Source organism: Bradyrhizobium sp. Rc2d, assembly GCF_900099855.1.
Lineage (GTDB): Bacteria > Pseudomonadota > Alphaproteobacteria > Rhizobiales > Xanthobacteraceae > Bradyrhizobium.
Genome location: NZ_FNCU01000057.1, coordinates 36,239 through 53,551, shown reverse-complemented (window position 1 = coordinate 53,551; position 17,313 = coordinate 36,239). Strand labels below are relative to the sequence as shown.

Annotated in this window: 15 protein-coding genes and 2 pseudogenes; 13 read left to right on the top strand and 4 right to left on the bottom strand. The window is 60.0% G+C overall.

Features of this window, described 5'->3' with window-relative positions; translation table 11 throughout:
• The coding region (locus BLV07_RS39830; RefSeq protein ID WP_244551372.1) for a GNAT family N-acetyltransferase at window positions 1–520 on the bottom strand (520 nt) is incomplete at its 3' end.
• A 233-nt stretch (window positions 521–753) separates the two neighbouring features.
• Between BLV07_RS39830 and BLV07_RS39825 the strand changes: the two are divergent.
• Window positions 754–1,385: pseudogene (locus BLV07_RS39825) on the top strand (tyrosine-type recombinase/integrase).
• 125 nt (window positions 1,386–1,510) lie between these two features.
• Here the strand turns inward: BLV07_RS39825 and BLV07_RS39820 are convergent.
• Window positions 1,511–2,491, bottom strand: a complete 981-nt coding sequence (locus BLV07_RS39820) for a catalase family peroxidase (protein WP_091897367.1) — start codon at window positions 2,489–2,491, stop codon at window positions 1,511–1,513.
• A gap of 1,151 nt (window positions 2,492–3,642) precedes the next feature.
• On the opposite strand from BLV07_RS39820, the gene BLV07_RS39810 reads away from it, so the two are divergent.
• Together BLV07_RS39810 and BLV07_RS46975 are read left to right on the top strand one after the other, a co-directional pair.
• Window positions 3,643–3,855, top strand: coding sequence for a hypothetical protein (locus BLV07_RS39810; protein WP_091897361.1), 213 nt, complete (start codon window positions 3,643–3,645; stop codon window positions 3,853–3,855).
• A gap of 947 nt (window positions 3,856–4,802) precedes the next feature.
• A complete protein-coding gene (locus BLV07_RS46975) occupies window positions 4,803–5,141 on the top strand; it encodes a cupin domain-containing protein (protein WP_143035655.1) in 339 nt (112 codons plus the stop codon).
• Window positions 5,142–6,183: 1,042 nt separating this feature from the next.
• On the opposite strand, the pseudogene BLV07_RS39800 reads toward BLV07_RS46975, so the two are convergent.
• Window positions 6,184–7,066, bottom strand: a pseudogene (locus tag BLV07_RS39800) (NAD(P)H-binding protein).
• A 311-nt stretch (window positions 7,067–7,377) separates the two neighbouring features.
• Between BLV07_RS39800 and BLV07_RS39795 the strand changes: the two are divergent.
• Together BLV07_RS39795 and BLV07_RS39790 are read left to right on the top strand one after the other, a co-directional pair.
• Complete coding sequence (locus BLV07_RS39795) at window positions 7,378–8,217, top strand: alpha/beta fold hydrolase (protein WP_176946069.1); 840 nt, start codon at window positions 7,378–7,380, stop codon at window positions 8,215–8,217.
• A complete protein-coding gene (locus BLV07_RS39790; RefSeq protein WP_091897352.1) occupies window positions 8,214–8,612 on the top strand; it encodes a hypothetical protein in 399 nt (132 codons plus the stop codon). The genes BLV07_RS39795 and BLV07_RS39790 overlap by 4 nt, the downstream gene beginning before the upstream one ends.
• A 24-nt stretch (window positions 8,613–8,636) precedes the next feature.
• Here the strand turns inward: BLV07_RS39790 and BLV07_RS39785 are convergent, their stop codons facing one another.
• Window positions 8,637–9,809 (bottom strand): DUF3734 domain-containing protein, encoded by a 1,173-nt coding sequence (locus BLV07_RS39785; RefSeq protein WP_091897349.1) that lies wholly within the window; start codon window positions 9,807–9,809, stop codon window positions 8,637–8,639.
• A gap of 448 nt (window positions 9,810–10,257) precedes the next feature.
• On the opposite strand from BLV07_RS39785, the gene BLV07_RS39780 reads away from it, so the two are divergent.
• From BLV07_RS39780 to BLV07_RS39745, 8 genes are all read left to right on the top strand, one after another.
• Window positions 10,258–11,136: a LysR family transcriptional regulator gene (locus BLV07_RS39780; RefSeq protein WP_091897346.1), complete on the top strand. Its 879-nt coding sequence runs from the start codon at window positions 10,258–10,260 to the stop codon at window positions 11,134–11,136.
• A gap of 154 nt (window positions 11,137–11,290) precedes the next feature.
• Window positions 11,291–11,635: a hypothetical protein gene (locus BLV07_RS39775; RefSeq protein WP_143035654.1), complete on the top strand. Its 345-nt coding sequence runs from the start codon at window positions 11,291–11,293 to the stop codon at window positions 11,633–11,635.
• Between the two features lie 356 nt (window positions 11,636–11,991).
• Window positions 11,992–12,741 (top strand): SDR family NAD(P)-dependent oxidoreductase, encoded by a 750-nt coding sequence (locus tag BLV07_RS39770; RefSeq protein ID WP_091897341.1) that lies wholly within the window; start codon window positions 11,992–11,994, stop codon window positions 12,739–12,741.
• A gap of 95 nt (window positions 12,742–12,836) precedes the next feature.
• On the top strand, window positions 12,837–13,760 hold the full coding sequence (locus BLV07_RS39765) for an AraC family transcriptional regulator (protein WP_091897338.1): 924 nt from the start codon (window positions 12,837–12,839) through the stop codon (window positions 13,758–13,760).
• A 141-nt stretch (window positions 13,761–13,901) separates the two neighbouring features.
• Window positions 13,902–14,450 (top strand): carboxymuconolactone decarboxylase family protein, encoded by a 549-nt coding sequence (locus BLV07_RS39760; protein WP_091897335.1) that lies wholly within the window; start codon window positions 13,902–13,904, stop codon window positions 14,448–14,450.
• Between the two features lie 110 nt (window positions 14,451–14,560).
• Entirely contained in the window at window positions 14,561–14,938 is a 378-nt protein-coding gene (locus BLV07_RS39755; RefSeq protein ID WP_091897332.1) for an SPW repeat domain-containing protein, read from the top strand.
• Window positions 14,939–15,255: 317 nt separating this feature from the next.
• Window positions 15,256–15,930, top strand: coding sequence for a peroxiredoxin-like family protein (locus BLV07_RS39750; RefSeq protein ID WP_091897330.1), 675 nt, complete (start codon window positions 15,256–15,258; stop codon window positions 15,928–15,930).
• 87 nt (window positions 15,931–16,017) lie between these two features.
• Window positions 16,018–17,121 (top strand): alkene reductase, encoded by a 1,104-nt coding sequence (locus BLV07_RS39745; RefSeq protein ID WP_091897382.1) that lies wholly within the window; start codon window positions 16,018–16,020, stop codon window positions 17,119–17,121.
• Window positions 17,122–17,313 lie beyond the last annotated feature (192 nt).

The window sequence follows — 17,313 nt, the reverse complement described above, 5'->3', positions numbered from 1 at the left end:
AGCCGTGGCGCTCATAAAGGGAAATGTTTCGCGGATTCGAACTTTCAAGGTAGGCGGCGATGCCCTCCTCGTCACATCGTCGAAGAGCGTGTTTCATCAGCAATGTGCCGAGGCCTTGGCCGATCCAGTTCGGATCGGCGGCAATGAGGGGCAGATACCAATGTGGCTCGTGGGGATGATGTTCGGCCATTCCCTGGAGCAGGTGTGGAATATCGTCGGCGATCTCCGGACGCAGGGACTGCGCCATGATTGCGCCCATGGCCGCTTCATCAGGCTCGACGCCGGGCGGCAGCCACAGGGCGGCCGCGCGAGCCCCTTCCGTGATGTAAGCGGTGCCATGCTCGAATGCCCGTCCGCCAAATGCGTGAACGAACTCAGGCATAATCCTGAGATATTCGGATGAGTCGGGCCAAACCCAACGGGCCATTGGATCGGCTGCAAAGCCGAGCACAATGGTGCTGATCGTGCTCGCCTGAATGTTCGCGCCCGCAGATTTGACTTCCGACGCAGCTGACATCATGCCGTCTCCCAGTCGATGGCGTCGGCCAAATTTATCAGATGCCTGTTTCCAAACAGAGCAGAACGGCTGTACCAACGAGCCTTCGCGGCTGCGAAACAATGTCCATTCCGGGTCATTCACTGCGGAGCTAAAGCGGCCCCCAGAGCGCCCCGCGGCCGCAAGCCTCTGAAAGCAGACACGATGTGCGCGTCAACACGCATGCTCGGTACCCTCACAAACCGAGGAGTACGATCATGCCTGACGAAAACAGCCTCTCCGCCAAAGCTCGTCGGACACCCTGGAACAAGGGAAAGCTGATCGGAGCCAAACCTCCGCTGCGGCCAAACCAAGTTTGGTCGATCCGAACCCGGCTCCTGATCGAAAGACGGACCCGCGACCTTGCCCTTTTCAACCTTGCGATCGACAGCAAGTTGCGTGGTTGCGACGTCGTCGCCTTGAGGGTCGAAGATGTCGCTCCGAATGGCTATGCCGTCGATCGTGCGACCGTCCGGCAGAAGAAGACCGGGAGGCCGGTCAAGTTCGAGTTGACGGATCAAACCCGGCAAGCCGTTGACGACTTCTTGAAGGAAGCCGGCAAGAGGCCAGGTGAGTATTTGTTCACTGGGCGCCGCGGGCGCAATCGGGCGATGACAACCCGCCAATATGCTCGCCTGCTCGCCGATTGGGTGGCAAGCATCGGCTTGACTCGAGGGTGTTTGGCACCCACTCCCTGCGCCGGACCAAGGCAACGCTGATCTACCGGCGCACAGGGAATCTGCGAGCCGTGCAGCTCTTGCTCGGCCACACCAAGATCGAAAGCACGGTGCGCTATCTCGGCATCGAGGTGGACGACGCGCTCGCGATTGCCGAACAAGTTGATGTCTGAATCACCTGGGCAGAGCGGACAGGCTCTGCCCATCGGCCGTCAGCAGCTTCGGGCCACCAGGAGGCATTTGCCCAGACTGGGTACCCGAACGCGAACGTGACGATATTATTTCCACGGTTTGACGGTCAGGGATTGCGTCGCGAGAACGAAACAGCATATGCCGCATCGCGGATGTCGATCAGCGGATCATCGGACTTCTCGATTCCATCGGTGAGCTGACCCGGCAGAAACAGCAATCTTTTCTGGACCTCGACACTGTTCTCCGCCGCCCTGTCGATCGTCAGCACTCCAAGCTCTACCACCTTACGATTCGCGGGCCAGGGTTTTGTCGGATCTTTCGTGGAATCGTCCGCCGCAGCGAGTTGTGCCTTGAAGTGAAACGTCACCGGCCCCCGCTTCAGACGATCTGGCAACTCTTCCATCAAGAAGTCCGGTGTCCGTTTCGTCGCGTCAGATTTATCCAGGTGAACGATGTTCTCAGGCAGCATCTGATACCGGACTGCCTGCCTCTCATCCGCTTTGTTGACGAAAACGAACGCATCAATGCCGTTGTATTCTTCGTCGGCGAAGCTGTCTGGCGTGGCCACAGTGCCGAAAGCGGCAGGAACCGAGGGATGGCTCGCCGCGAACTGTTCGAATTTCGTCGGCCTGGTAGCATTCGGCGGGCTGTCCGCCAGCGCCAAGAGCAGGTCGCGAAACTCTTCGCCTGTAGACACAGGAAAGAACTTGAAGGAATTGATCACAATGTCGGTGTCGCTGCCGTCCGGCAGATGGAACTTCACTGCCATCCCGTGCGGATTGGCATTTTCGGACCCATCCGGTAGGTTCGGTACCCCCGAGGAGTCCGAGAAGCGCACCGTCACCGGGATCGTGGCGCCGCTGAATAGAGCCGCTCGGCTTAGCCCTGCGGCTTCCGGGGATGCCTTGAAACTTCCCTCGCCCACAATGCCTTTGGCGTGATTGGCCCGGAATCCGGTGTGTATCCCGAATACCTTGTTCATTGCATTGACGAGCTGTTCCGCGAGGGGCTGGTCCTGGGCCAGTGCAACAACGGGCAAGGCCAAACTCAAACCAACCAGCGCAGCAACGGCTTTGTAGTTTGTCATGGGGGCCTCCTTATGAAGGCGCAGTGGAGTATAGCACCAAAAGGCGGGCTATGTGCGAGTTCAGTCTCGGTATGAGCTCAGTCAGCGCGAGCGCATTCCTTGCCTAGCCGCGCCGCGTTTCTTCTCGCCGAGCGATGGCCGAAATGGTAGAGGAGCCAATTGAGAACGCTGAACGTCGGGTCGAGCATCCACTTCCAGGCGAAAGTCGAGACGATCGCAAGTTGTCCCATTTGAACCTTTGATCGGGCTGTCGGACGAACCATCAATCGGGGGAAACAGAGGTTTCCCATGCGCACAATCTTAGTTGCAATCGCAGCCATTACCTTCGTCGTTACCGGAACAACTATGCTGGGGTCCTATCCGCGTTTGACGAAGTTTCATGTTGCCAGCATAGCGATGGGTCACTGTAAGAATTTCCACAGTCTGACCGGGGCATCTGGTGATTATAGATCGAATTAGGCCCCCCAAATCAACTCGGTCCACCGACGTATGAGAACGACCTGCGAACCGAGAGCAAAGGGCCGCAGGAGCTGCCTGGCGACAGCTCCTGCGGCCGGCGCCGTGGTGTTCCGCACGATCACCACGGCACCTTCTGGTTAACACATAGCTCTGCCGGCGTGCACTGTCAGGCGAACCGTTACTGCCTCAGCTGGAGCTGCTCCAGTCCAGCCTCAATCACTTGGAGGTCCTCAAGTAGCGCATCTCGAGATTCAGCCGGATTGATGCTAGATGTGGACTGTAGCTGTTCGAGCAACTGGCGCCGAAGATCTCGCATATTCTCCAGGGCTTGCCGGTTCTTCAGACGCACATAAGCCGACACGATCGTTTGAATGCTTGTTACCAATGAGTAGCTCCAAAAAGAAAATTCTAAAATAGGTTGCATCGTAACCCCTGCGGCAGATAACCCGCAAGCCGCCCTCACATAGACTTTGGTAACCAACCAGGCCCCAAGATGCCCTTTGGGACGGGGCCGTGGGGGACATACGCAGTCTTGTGCTTAGGAAGAAGGCCCGCCGCCATCAGCCAGCCCCGGCGGTGCCTTCCCGCACTTCGTTGACTTTCAATTTCACGTATATGGATGCCGGAACCGGCGGTGAGCCGTTTTTGTATCGAAAATTTTGCGGCGTCCAATTGCCATTGGAGAACGTTTCATGCCCAAGGAGAATTGTCTGATTGTTCGTGCTGCCGGAAAACAACTTGACCTGTTGCGGGGCGAAGCAGCTCGCATCTCGCAAGAAGCTAACGTCGGCTGGTGGACCGACCGCGCCGAGATCGGCACCAGGTTCTGCTTTGAAGATTCTAAATCAAAAGAGTCATTCGCACTCATCTGCGACCGCCTCGGCATCACCTGCCGAGATGGCTAGCCAATGAAAAATCCGCCTCGCGCGCCGGCAGGGGTTTGGACTGTAGATTGCGATCCGGACTTCTGACCGCACGTGCTTCCAAACACGGCGGCCCGGCAGCATGAATCGGCGGGCCTCGTGTTCACCGCCTCAGCCGGCGGATGTGCCGCAAGCCACTGCCGGTTGCGCTTCCTGTGCGATCGGAGCCGGCGCTTCATGCCAAGCCCCCGTTCCGTAGGCGCTCCTGGAGGGCGTGCGCATGATCCGAGATGATCTGCGTGACGCGGTGCATCCCCTCGATGGCCGTATCCGCATCGGGTTGCGCCAGCATCACGACAGCAAGTCAGTCAGCAGAACGATATTCTGGATGTCCGCCTCATTCTCGAAGCGATCAGGCAGCTGTAGCTCAACAACGTTGCTCATTGCTGCGCCCTCCCATTGTGCTGCACAGCATAAGCTGGAATAGCTCCTCGACGAGGAGGGAGCCGCCTCTACGCCTTTCCAGAGTATGGCGCCCTCATCGAGATAGGGGGCGATCCAGAGCGCTTCGCCCTCTGGAATTTCCCCGCGACTGTCACGGCCAAGGAAATGCTATTGCAGGGATGCCGCAGCGGATTGCGGTTACGGCTGGCGCGCTGGCGGCCTGTTACACGGGGCTCAGCGGGTTCGGCAGGCACGCAAGAGATACGGCGCGCGGATGCGCTCCGGAAGTCGATGATGTTGGTGATGGTGGTGGTCTCAAGATTTGGCTTCTAAGGGCCGCTTGCCGTGACGGACGGCAATGCCGTGGTCTTAGAACGAGCCTTGAGCACACGCGGCGTAGCAGCCTATGAGGAAGCCTCTTCACATGTTCGTATCCTCGGTCTGCCTTCTGGCAATCGCGGGCATCAGCACGCTTGCTGGAGCCCAAACTTCCGCGCCTGGAGTAATGGCGCTCGCGCCGTCCGAAATGAAATGGATGCCGCAAGGTGGCTTGGTACTTCCAGGAATGGAGCAAACAAACCTGGTGGGCGATCCAACCAAGCGCGCCCTACACGGTCCGTTTAAAGTTTCCCGCCGGGTACAAGCTTGCTCCGCATACGCACCCGGATTCCCGGGAAGTGACGATTCTGTCGGGGAATTGGTATACCGGTTACGGTGAAAGGTTCGATCCGGTATCGCTGAAAGAACTTCCTGCTGGACGCTTTTACACCGAGCCCGCAAACGTCGCCCACTTCGTCGAAGTACGCGAGCCTGTATTGATCCAAGTCAGTGGCACAGGACCGAGTGGACGCAAGTTCGTCAATCCGGCCGATACTCCGAAATAGTATTGGGCGGCGACGAGATATGCGGCCCTCATTGCAGCAACTCGCAGACGCCGGATTCGCAGACCTGGCGCAGCGCGTGGAAGTTTGTCTCGCCTTTTCCGCTCTCAGGTTGGACGAGCAGATTGACAACTTCCACCGTGCATTCCGCCTGACCTGATCTCGACTTGGTGGCCGCCAAGGCCGTGCGGTCTCAACAGGGACAGGCTTACGCGTCACATGCTTGTAACTTTCCAGACGTGCTTTTCAGAAATTTTTGACTTGGAGCTGTCTTGTTGCAGCGATGCCCGCATCCCAGTTTTACTATCTGTGGTCAGACATGCGGAGAACGAACAAAATGCGTGTATTATTGGCGATGTTCCTCGCGGTGATCTCACTCACCCAGGCCTACGCAGAGGCGAAAATGAACAGCACAAATGCCGCGTGCAGCTATACATTGGCAAACGGGGAAACGTACAAGATACCCGCGGGCCAGAATCTGTGCTGGCGTGTCCCCCCGCCCTCTTCCAAGGTGTACACGCTCCTGCGTTGTGATCCGCCATTTCAGGAAATCAACCGGGTACAGCAGGGCGATGGCCGCTGCAACAGGTACGAGGAACGGCAATAACCCCGGCCGGACACACGCCTCGACATTGTTTTTATCGCGATGCCACCACCTACCTACCATAGCTGCGTAGCTCAGCCGGTGGAGAACGCTACTCTAATCACGTCCTAGGTTCGAGCCTCATCCCGCTCACAAACGAGTTAATCACTCGTGGCTCTCGAGTAGTACTGCGAGTGGCTTGCAGGACGGTTTCGAGCCGCCGCCGTTCGCGGCCTGGAGTGCGTGCGGTCATCGAACCATCTCCCGCTACGTGATCCTTGCATCAGGCAGCCGGCTAAAACGGCGCTTTCGTCCAGTCGGAATTTCACCTCAGGGCGCTCACAGCACCAGCATGCCCTCTCGAGTCACTCGGCGCCCGATGTTCCGCTCCTATGACGTCGTGCTCGATAAGCCAAACCTGGGTTTGGCAGGGCGCACCGGTCAGACCAATTGCATTGCGGATCAAGCAACGGCATCCTCTGACTTGAACCCCTCCTGGTGTTGCCTAACGAACTCCTGGACAGTCATTGGCGCTCTGCCCGTCACCTCCGCGATGACCTCGTCTTCGCCCGCGAAGATTCCGTTCTGATAGTCGAGGGCCACCGCGCAGAGATGCTGCGTCAAAAACGCTGGCCGCCCCGCCTTCTCGAGGCGCTCTCGATACTGCGGGATCGTGATCGGCTGGTACGTGATTTTCCGGCCGAGCACCTCACTTACCGCTGCGGCAATCCCTGCCTGGTTCATCTCAATCGGACCGTGAAGAGAGTGGGTCTTTCCGGCATGAGGCTCGGGTTTTGTCAGGATTTCTGCAATAAGCCGCGCTTGATCCTCAGCCGCTATCGGCGCGTGGCGGCATTTCGATAACACCTCGTTCGACGATGGCGTTGCGGTTACCCGGATACAGCAGCCATTCCGCGAAAAATGTCGGGCGCAGGTGCGTCACCGGTACTCCGGACCAGTCAAATACGCGCTCGGCGATCCAGTGGTCGCGGGCGGCGTGGCTCTCCGATTCTCGCCGGGCGGAGATCTGCGACATGTTCACGACGGCACCGATGCCCGCCTCCTTGGCCGCTTGCGCGAAATAGACGGTTGCTTCGATCAATCCGGGCTGGATGGGAAAGACGAAATACGCTGCAGCTATGCCGTCCAGCGCGCTTCGGACCTCCTCCAGATTGAGAAGATCGCCGACCACGATCTCGGCGCCGGCCGCGCTTAGCTTGGCAGATCGCTCGTCCTCCTTGTGGATCAGTGCCCGGACATCGAAGCCCTGCTCGAGCAGCTTGTGCGTCGCATTTCGTCCGGTATCGCCGGTCGAGCCGGTGAGGAGGAATTTCGGCTTTCCCATTTTTGCAATTCTCCGCTGCGTCTCAGAACGATCCATGTCTATTGGCTTATGATCATCATTCAATAGAACGAATCAATCAATAGCCGGTGATCGGTGAGCTTATTCCGCGATGGAATAAGTCTTATTGCCGTATCAGGAGTGGCTCGCCGTCGGCCCAGATCGTAAGAGCCAGTGAGTCACGTCTAGAAAAGCCATGCATCGTTAGGAAAAACGCAATGAACGAACCAGGAGGGACGCAAGTGTTGCCCCCGCGCTTCGAACACGTTGAATGGCCGTACGCACCCAAGTTCAGACGCGTCAACGGCTGTCGCATGCACTACATCGACGAAGGCGCCGGTGCTCCGGTGGTTCTCCTGCACGGCAATCCTGCGTGGGGATTCCTGTACCGGAAGTTCGTGAAGCCGCTGGCTGCGGCCGGGCGACGTGTCATCGTTCCGGACATGATCGGATTCGGGCTCTCTGAGAAGCCTGTGCGCGAACAGGCGCATACTCTCGACGGTCACATTGCGAACCTGACAAGCCTGCTGCGCCAACTCGGTGTCCGTGACGCCACCATGGTCTGTCATGATTGGGGCGGCCCGACGGGCTTAGGGTTCGCGTTGTCGAATGCCGACCGCGTGCGCGCTCTGGTCATCATGAGCACATGGGCATGGCCGCTTCCACCGGCCGAATTCCACAAACGCATCTTCCCCTGGCGAATGATGCACGCGCCCGCCGTAGGTCCGTATCTTCTCGGCCGCCACAACGCCCTCGCCGGCCGCGGCATGTATTTGTCGGTGGTCGATCGAAAGAAGTTCGCAGCCGGGGCGCAGAGCATCTACGAAGGTATACTGCCGGATCCGGGAGCGCGTCTTCTGACGTGGACGTGGCCGCGCTGGATTCCGCTCGACGAGAGCGCCCGGGGCTTTTCGCGCTTCGAATGGCTCGAGCGCGAGCTAAGGCGATCGAGATTTCCGACGCTTCTGGTGTGGGGCAGAGAGGACGACGTGTTCGATTACAAGACCTTCGCGATGCGCTTCAAGGAACTCCTGCCGCATGCCGAGGGACCCGAACTGGTGACGGGACGACATTTCCTGCAGGAGGATTCCGGTGCCGAGATCGCGCAGAAGATCAACGGTTTCCTCGACCGCATCGAGAGGAGACAGTCATGACGCAGATCGAAATCATCGATAATCCTGGGCTTAATGGAACGAGAAGGGCACTGGTGCTGACCGAGGATCGGGTCGGACACTACCCCGAATTCCGGGATTTCTTCGTGCGTCGCTTCGCTCTGGATTCTACAGGTTTGTCGCGGCCGGGCTACGTGCGAGCGCCTTCCGGAATGACCTACGCGCTCGTATTCATCGGACGGAGCGGCGAGCCCTTTCCGGACGGGATCGAGATTTACGCCCTGCCCTATGCATTCGAGACCTTGGACGACGCCAATGTCGACACCGATTTGTGGGCGCTGCTCAGGTGGATCATCGAAGGTGTCGGCGGCGAATGGCGCGTCGAGGACCTCGACGCAACCGGGCGCCTCTACCAGCTGCCCGTCAGTGTCGGATAGACATTTCATGGCGCTCACCTCACCTTACTTGGCGGCGAGTGCCGTGAACTCTCCGGCCTCGTGCAGGATCACACCCGACAGCGGATCGAACTGGCCGACCCAGGGCTCTCGCGCGAGCACAGCCTTTGTATGGGCGTAGCCCGCGTCCCAACGCTGTTTGATGCCGGCGGGGCTGAAATCGACGTCTTTTGTATGGTCCTCGTCATCGAGCTGCGGAACCAGCAGCTGCACCACATGCATCCGGGTCTGGCAGCCGTAGCTCATCAATTCGCGCACCTCCGGCTTGTCGCGCTCGGCGTCCGGCAATCGCGCTACGAGCTCGTTGATGACGTGGCGCAACCGGTGTGCTTGCTGGTGTCGCGTGATCTGGCTTGCGATCCGGCTGGAATATTGGACATCCTTATGACGGCTGAGAACCTCGGCCATGCTGGTCGGCTCGGCGCCTACCGGATTCCAGAGGTGCACGGTGAAGATCAGCGAGTCCCTGCGTGGGTTGTCGTCGAGCACCACCTCGGTCGGCGTGTTAGAGAGTATACCACCGTCCCAGTAAAGCTCACCGTTTACGCGGACGGCCGGAAATGCCGGCGGCAGCGCGCCGGATGCCATGATGTGCTTGACGTCGAGCTTGCAATGCCGGCTGTCGAAATACGTCATCTGGCTGGTGCGCACGTGTGCCGCTCCGACGGTGAGGCGCGGGCTTCCCTTGTTGATCAGATCGAAGTCGACGAGCTCGGCGAGAGTGGTCTCAAGCGGCGCTGTCGAATAGTAACCGGCGTGATCCGGCCCCAGTGGGTAGCGATCACCTGCATGGGCTAATGGATTGGGCTTGAAGAAGCCGGGTATGCCTTGCGTCAGCGTGGTCCAGTAGGACCATCGATCAGCGAATCCCGGCAACACGCCCCGCAAGTCCCAGTGGTGAGCGCGCTGCACCCTGCTCCAGAATTCGATGAGGCGTGCCAGCCGGTCCTGCGGCGTGTTTCCGGCGATCACGCTGGCATTGATCGCTCCGATAGATGTGCCGACGATCCAGTTTGGCTCGATGCCAGCTTCTTGCAGCGCCTGGTACACGCCGGCCTGGTAGGCTCCCAATGCGCCGCCGCCCTGCAGCACGAGTACGACTTGGCCCGGAAGGCTGGCCCGGTCCGGTGCGCGGTTCTGCGAGATCGCCGCCGTCCGGTGTTTGATCGGTTGCTCCATTGGAGACATCCTCGTTTCGCTTGTCGGTATGCGCTTGCCCCGCCTGATTCAAATTCCTGGCGAGGCCGTGTCAACTACCGAAGGTGCCACGCGCGGTAGCGCCCCTTCATCCTCGGCCATGGGAGGTGCAGCGCAGCCGCATTTCCAGATGCGGCGCGGCAATGATGGCGAGGCTCGCCATCGCGCTGCCCGTCATCGCATAGGCTAACAGAGCATCCCTTGCTGTCCCGCTCAGGGTCTGAATGGCTTGGAGCGCGAAGACTTTCGCCAGTCATACAGCTTAAGCCTGTAGCGGCGCTTCGGACCTGCATCACGATCGGGTGTTCACGGGTGCTCATCGCTTCTCTCCTTTGCCGAGCAGTTGCTCGGATGCCTGGAGAGATGGCCAATTTCCGCGTGGCGTGGCAGATAGAGCGGAGCGATATCGCTCATTCCTGCGGAGAATAAGATGGATCGTCTGGCTTCGATGGAGACGTTCGTGCGGGTTGTTGAAACTGGGTCTTTCTCCGGAGCGGCCCGGCAGCTTCGGGTGGGACAACCGGCGGTCTCAAAGTCGGTCGCGCAGCTCGAGGAGTATCTCGGGGTCAAGCTGCTGACGCGCTCGACGCGTGGCCTGACCCCAACGGAGGCCGGGCTCGGTTATCTCGAGCGCGCCAAGCGCGCCCTCGAGGAAGCGGCTGAGGCCGAGCGCGCCGCGCGCGGAGCCAGTGCCGGACTGAAAGGCAGATTGCGCATCTGCGCCGCCGTCACCTTTGCCCGGATCCACCTTATTCCGCTCTTGCCGAAATTTCTGGCGCAGCATCCGGAGTTGGACCTCGAGGTCGTTCTGGACGACCGTCAGATCGACCTTATCCAGGAGGGCATCGACGTGGCTCTCCGGATGGGAAAGATGATGGACTCGGCGCTGACGGCCCGCCGTATCGCAAGATGCAAGCGCCTGGTCTTGGGGACGCCTGCCTATTTCGATCGCGCGGGCCCGCCCAAGACCCCAAGTGAACTAAGCAAGCACCAGGCCGTCGTCTATCTCCAAGAAGGCAGCATTTGGTCGTTTCGGCGCGAAAGCTCCGAATTGGCCGTGACCGTTCAAAGCAGATTGCGGGTGACCGCTGCTGAGGGCGTCAGATCTGCGGTGCTTGCCGATGTTGGCCTCACCATCGCGTCGGAGTGGATGTTCAGCCCCGAACTACGATCGGGGGCCGTGCGTGCAGTCCTGTCGGAATGGAGCCTCCCGGCCCTCGACCTGTGGGCCGTGCTTCCGACCGGGCGCGCCGCGACAGCGAAGGCACGCGCGTTCGTGGACTTCTTCGAACGTGCGTTCAACGCATGACCGAGTGAACCAGCCAATACGGTCATGAGGCGTCCGCGGATGAGACGAAGGAGCATGTCTTCGATCCCGGGCGGCATTCAGCGCTTAAGCTGAACGAGTACGGTGACACACAACGGAGTTGCTCATCTCGAGCCTCCTGCCAAGGAGTGTCGCCATGTCCCGCATACCGATTTTGAAGCGCTCAACGCTGAAGACCATCGCAGCTCTCGTGTTTGTCGGCCTGCTTTCCCCAGCAAATGCGACCTACCAAGATCCTGCCAGCGTCTTCCCTGATCTTCCGATTGGCACGACTGCAGATCATCCCGACGCCAAGGCGGCCGTTGCAAGGAGCCGGTCGATGGTGCTGACCTCGCACCTGCCCTGGCTTGCTCCGGTTGGCCATCGCCAACCGCGCCGGGCCGACGTACCCCCAGCTGAGGCCATCGCGGCCTGGGAGCGTCAGCAACAGCGGCTCGACCAGGAACTGGACCGCAAGCTGATCATCTGTCGCGGGTGCTGACGCGGGTCGCGAAGTGATCATTCCCGATGGAAGTAATCTCTGGTCCCACGCCCCCGCTTCCCAGAACGGCGGTCTTCTTTAGCCTCCCGTATGACTCCAACGAAACGGACAGCGTCACCGTCCTCGGGCCACGGCTCAAATGTTTCATCACTGCAGCTTGAGCACCCTAATGAGGCTCGCAACAGAATGGACAGCGTACATCAGTACCCTGTTCGCTTGGTCGCTAACGCGGTACCTGCGAATATTCCAACGCGGAATGAGGTCTATTCATCCCACCTGCCTAGCTGGTCGGACTGCCTCCCCGCTACCTGAGCGCCACGGCCAATCCGGCCGGCTTGACACAGGAGGAAAGAGCAATGCGCAAATTACAGGGTAAGGTCGCTATCATCACAGGTGGCAGCAGCGGCATCGGCTTGGCGACAGCCCATCGCTTCGCAAAGGAAGGCGCGTATGTCTACATTACAGGGCGCCGGCAGAGCGAGCTCAAACAAGCGGTCCACCTGATCGGACACGATGTCACAGCAGTACCAGGTGACGTCCAATCCCTCGACGATCTCACTCGCCTTTATGCCAGAATCGGCGAGGAAAAAGGCGGGATCGACGTCCTTGTTGCTAACTCCGGATTCATCGCGCCCGAGAGACTGGTCGATGTGACCGAAGCGAATTTCGATAAGACCTTCGGGATCAATGTTCGGGGCTTGCTTCTCACGGTTCAGAAAGCGCTTTCGTTGATCCGTGATGGCGGCTCCATCATTGTGATCTCCTCGATTGCAGCATTCAAAGGCATCCCCGGCTACACCGCCTACAGTGCGACGAAGGCCAGCGTCCGTTCCTTCGTGCGCACCTGGACGGCCGAGCTGAAGGATCGCGGTATCCGTGTCAACGCGATCAGCCCGGGGCCAGTTGACACGCCGATTATCGATTCCCAAGCCGCAACGAAGGAAGGCGCCGATGCGATCCGAGCTAACTTCGTCCGAGCCGTTCCACTCAACCGGCTTGGAAATCCTGAGGAGATCGCAGCAGCCGCGCTGTTTCTCGCCTCCGACGAGAGCAGCTATGTCGCCGGCATTGATCTCGTGGTGGATGGCGGCATGAGCGCACTCTGAAAGGCCGATGACCATGCGTGGGCACTATGGCGGAGGCAATGACGTCGCTCCTGCCAGCGTGCACGCACTCGTTTGACTGAAGGAGGACGATCGGCATGAACGACATACTGAGCGATGTCTTTGAGACGATCCGGCTGAGGGGAACGCTTTACTTTCGCACGGACTATTCGCCGCCCTGGGCGATCACCGTCCCGGCTTACGAGCAGGCGGCGCGCTTCCATCTCGTGATCCAGGGGCGCTGTCATATCGGCCTCGCATCGGGTCGCAGTATCAACCTAGGGCCGGGCGATCTGGCCCTAATTCCTCGTGGCCAGCAACATGTCCTCGCCGACAGTGCCGGCCGCACACCCGCACCACTCGAGCGGGTGGTCCAAGAGTCTGGCTATGACGGCAAGAGCGCATTCGTGATCGGCAAAGGCGATCCGCAAGCAACGACGCAGATGGTATGTGGTCATTTGGGTTTTTCGCAGGGCGCCGACCACCCTCTCCTAAGGGCACTGCCCGAAGTGATCGTCATGACGCAAGCGGACCGTGCCCGTCATCCCCTGCTCGACGAGTCGCTGCACCTCGTCGCGCGGCGGGCATTCGCTGATGAGCTTGGCGCAGCCGCTTCGATTTCGCGCCTGTCAGAGGTCTTCTTCATCGAGGCTGTGCGCGTGAGCATGGAACACCATGCCCCGCTGGCCCAAATCATGAATGCAATGACAGACCTCCAGATCGGCCGCGCGCTCGAACTCGTCCACAAGGCGCCCAGCGATCCCTGGTCAGTCGATCGCGTCGCCAAAGCGATCGGCATGTCAAGGAGTCGCTTCGCAACGCGATTTACGGAGCTCGTTGGCATAGCACCAATGACTTACGTCTCCGAATGGAGGTTACAGAAGGCCTTGCTGCGCCTCAATCGCAAGGAAGGCGGCATAAAGGAAATAGCGGCTCAGGCCGGTTATCAATCGCCGGCTGCGTTCAGCAGAGCCTTTTCCCAACGCTTTGGAGTGCCTCCTACAGAGTATCGGGGCTTGTAATCATTATGGAGTTTGCACGTCGTCCCAACTGAATTGCCGATAAGCTCGTAATCAGTCAGCACATCTTTTCATCCGTCCTGATGCTCCTAGGTTGCAGCATGTGCCGCCAAGAGACGGCGCTTCAACCACAAGGAGTCAATCATGCAACGCATTCCTCAAGTCGACCTGGCGCAAGCCCCAGCTGAAGTTGCCGCCACGCTCGGCGTCATCAAATCCAAGATCGGCAAGGTTCCGAACCTCCTCAAGACCATGGCGCAAGCGCCCGCCGTGTTGAACAGCTATCTGGCATTCTCGGGTGCGATCGGCGCCGGCAAGCTCTCGCCGGCACTGCGCGAGCAGCTCGCCCTGGTCACTGCCGGCGCCAATTCCCGTGACTATTGCGCGTCAGCTCATAGTGCGGCCGGCAAAATGGCTGGGCTCGCGCCCGACGAGATCAATCGCAACCTCGCCGGCGACGCCGCCGATGCGCAAGCAAAGGCAGCCCTCGCTTTCGCGCGAAAGCTCGTGATCAACCGTGGCGTGGTGAGCGACGCCGACATCGTTGCGGTGAAGTCCGCCGGCTTCACCGATGAGGACGTGCTCGAGATCCTTGGCAACGTCGCCCTGAATCTCTTCACGAATTACTTCAATCACCTCGCCTCAACCGACATCGACTTTCCCCGTGTCGAAACGGCGTGGAAAAGGCATTGAAATCCAGAATCGTCGCACCGCTCCGACTTGTCGATCATAGCGCACCGATTGGCTGGGAACAGCAATGGCGCGTCACAACGCCAATCGGTTTACCAAACAGGAGTACTCACATGGATCCCCGCTTCGCCACCAAGACAATGCATGCGTACCTGGACTATCCCGTTGCCATCAGTCTGGTTGCGTTGCCCTTCATCCTGGGGCTTGGCACCTCCAATCCTCTCGCAGAATGGCTTGCCGTAGTCACAGGCCTAGCAGCATTCGCTCTAACGCTATTCACGGACCACAAAACGGGCGTGATCCGTATTCTTCCCTACTCGTTTCATCTCTCCGTCGATTTTCTCGTCGGCGGCATCTTCCTGATAGCGCCGCTCGCGTTAGGCTTTAGCGGCCTCGACGCTTGGTACTATTGGGTCAATGGCGCGGCAGTGTTGCTGGTCACCAGTCTGCATAAGCCAGAAGCCACGCAGGCATCATTGGCACACACTTGAGGTCGGGCGGCGTAGCACGGCAAGGTGGCAGCGGTCGGAACCAATTGCGACCGCTGCCAACATCTTCAAAATCAGCCTGATCCTTGGCCAAACTGTTTCTCTCGTCATCGGTCGGGTGGCGTGAATCGTCTCACGTTCGCAGGCGCTCCTTTCTGTTTGTCGACGCCCACTCAAGTATTCCTGGCAGGAATAATCATTAGTCTGACGACATCGCTACTCACCACAGCGTTCTTCTTTAGGTTCTTCGCGCGACCTCGATCCACCTTTGGACCCGGTGCAGCGCCGCAGTCCAAGTAAAGCCGAAAGGAGAACCGTCCATGTCCCTTCAAGCCAAGCTCGACGCTTTCAAAGCCGATTTCGAAGCCGGAAAGCCGCCCTACAACGTTCCCCACCCGGTCATTGAGACGATGCACCGCGCCACCGCCGAACTGATTGCCTCAGGGGCTGCCCAGCGCGCCAAGAAGGCCGGCGATGTCGCTCCGTCCTTCTCGTTGAAGGATCCGGAAGGCAACGTGGTCAACTCCGCCGACCTGCTGAGGCGCGGTCCGCTGGTGCTCAGCTTCTACCGCGGCGTCTGGTGCCCTTACTGCAACATGGAGCTGCAGGCGCTCGAAGCCGCCAAGCCGGCATTCGACAAGTACGGCGCTTCGCTGGTCGCGATCTCACCGCAGACCGCGCCCAACAGCCGTAAGTCGGTGCGCCAGAACAAGCTCTCTTTCCCAATCCTGTCGGACGTGAAGGGCGCGGTCGGCGCCGCGTTCGGCCTGCGCTTCAACCTGCCGGAATATCTGGTCGAGCTCTACAAGCAGCTCAAGAACGATCTGCCGACGTTCAACGATGATCCGAATTGGACGCTGCCGATGCCGGCCCGCTACGTCATCGGACAGGACGGCGTCATCCTCTACTCCGAAGTGAACCCCGACTACACCCGTCGGCCCGAGCCTGAAGACATGATCCCGATTCTTCAGCGGGCGATCGCCGTCAAAGTTTGACGGCACATGAGGCGGCCGGTGGGGCGCAAGCTCTTCGCGACCATCGGCCGCTGTCTCTTCACCCAATCTGTCCCAAAGGAAACGACGATGTCCCAGCTCTTCACGCCGACCCAGATCGGTCCCTATCGATTGTCCCATCGCATCGTGATGGCGCCACTGACGCGGATGCGCTCCGACCCCGGCGATATCCCGAGCGACCTGATGGTCGAATATTACACCCAACGCGCCTCCGACGGCGGGCTGATCGTCTCCGAAGCCACCCCGGTCTCGATCCGCGGCAATGGTTATGCCGGGACGCCGGGCATCTACTCGGATACTCAGATCGCCGGGTGGCGGCGCGTCACCGACGCGGTCCACGCCAAGGGCGGCCGGATCTTTCAGCAGTTGTGGCATGTCGGCCGGCAGTCGCATGTCGACCTGCAGCCGAACCGTGAAGCGCCGGTCGCACCGTCTGCGCTTGTGGCCGAGGGCCACGCTTACACCAAGCGCGGCGAAGCCCCGTTCTCGATGCCGCGCGCCCTCAAACTGCATGAAATCCCGGGCATCATCGAGGAGTTCCGATCCGGCGCCGAGCGCGCGCTGCGTGCGGGCTTCGACGGCGTCGAGATTCATGGCGCCAATGGCTACTTGCCCGATCAATTCCTGCAGGACGGCACCAACAAACGGACGGACGAGTACGGCGGCGGAATCGAGAATCGCGCCCGGTTCCTGCTCGAGGTGACGCAAGCCGCCATCTCAGTCTGGGGATCCGACCGCGTGGGCGTGCGCATTTCTCCGAGCGGCACCTACGGATCAATGTCGGACAGCAATCCACCCGCAACCTTCGGCTACGTGACGACCGAGCTCGACCGCCTGGGCATTGCCTACCTCCACGTCGTCGAGCCGCGCATCAAGGGGACCGAGGAGATCGCGTACGGCCAGGCGCCGGTCGCCACCGAGCATCTGCGGCCAAAGTTCTCGCGGACCTTGATCGCCGCTGGCGGCTTCGCACCGGCTTCAGCAGAGGCCGTCGTCATCTCTGGTGACGCCGACCTCGTCGCCTTTGGTCGCCACTTCATTTCGAACCCGGATCTGCCGGAGCGGCTGCGTCGTGGCCTCCCGCTCAGCCGCTACGACCGCTCGACCTTCTATGGCGGCGATGCCCGCGGCTACACGGATTATCCGACGGCCGACCTGGCGTCAGCGGCGTGAGCCTACTTCAACTTAGATATTGCTCCGGCGGCCTTCACCGATTTCGGTCGGTGAGGACTGCTCAGCTGCGCGGGAGGATGGGGAACCTACTCTGTCCCTTGTCGTCGCAGCTCGGGCGAATGGTTGTTCATAACGTCGTCGATAGGATCTCATGCTCGCCGTCACCATTGCGCTTTCGGGGTATTCGGCTGC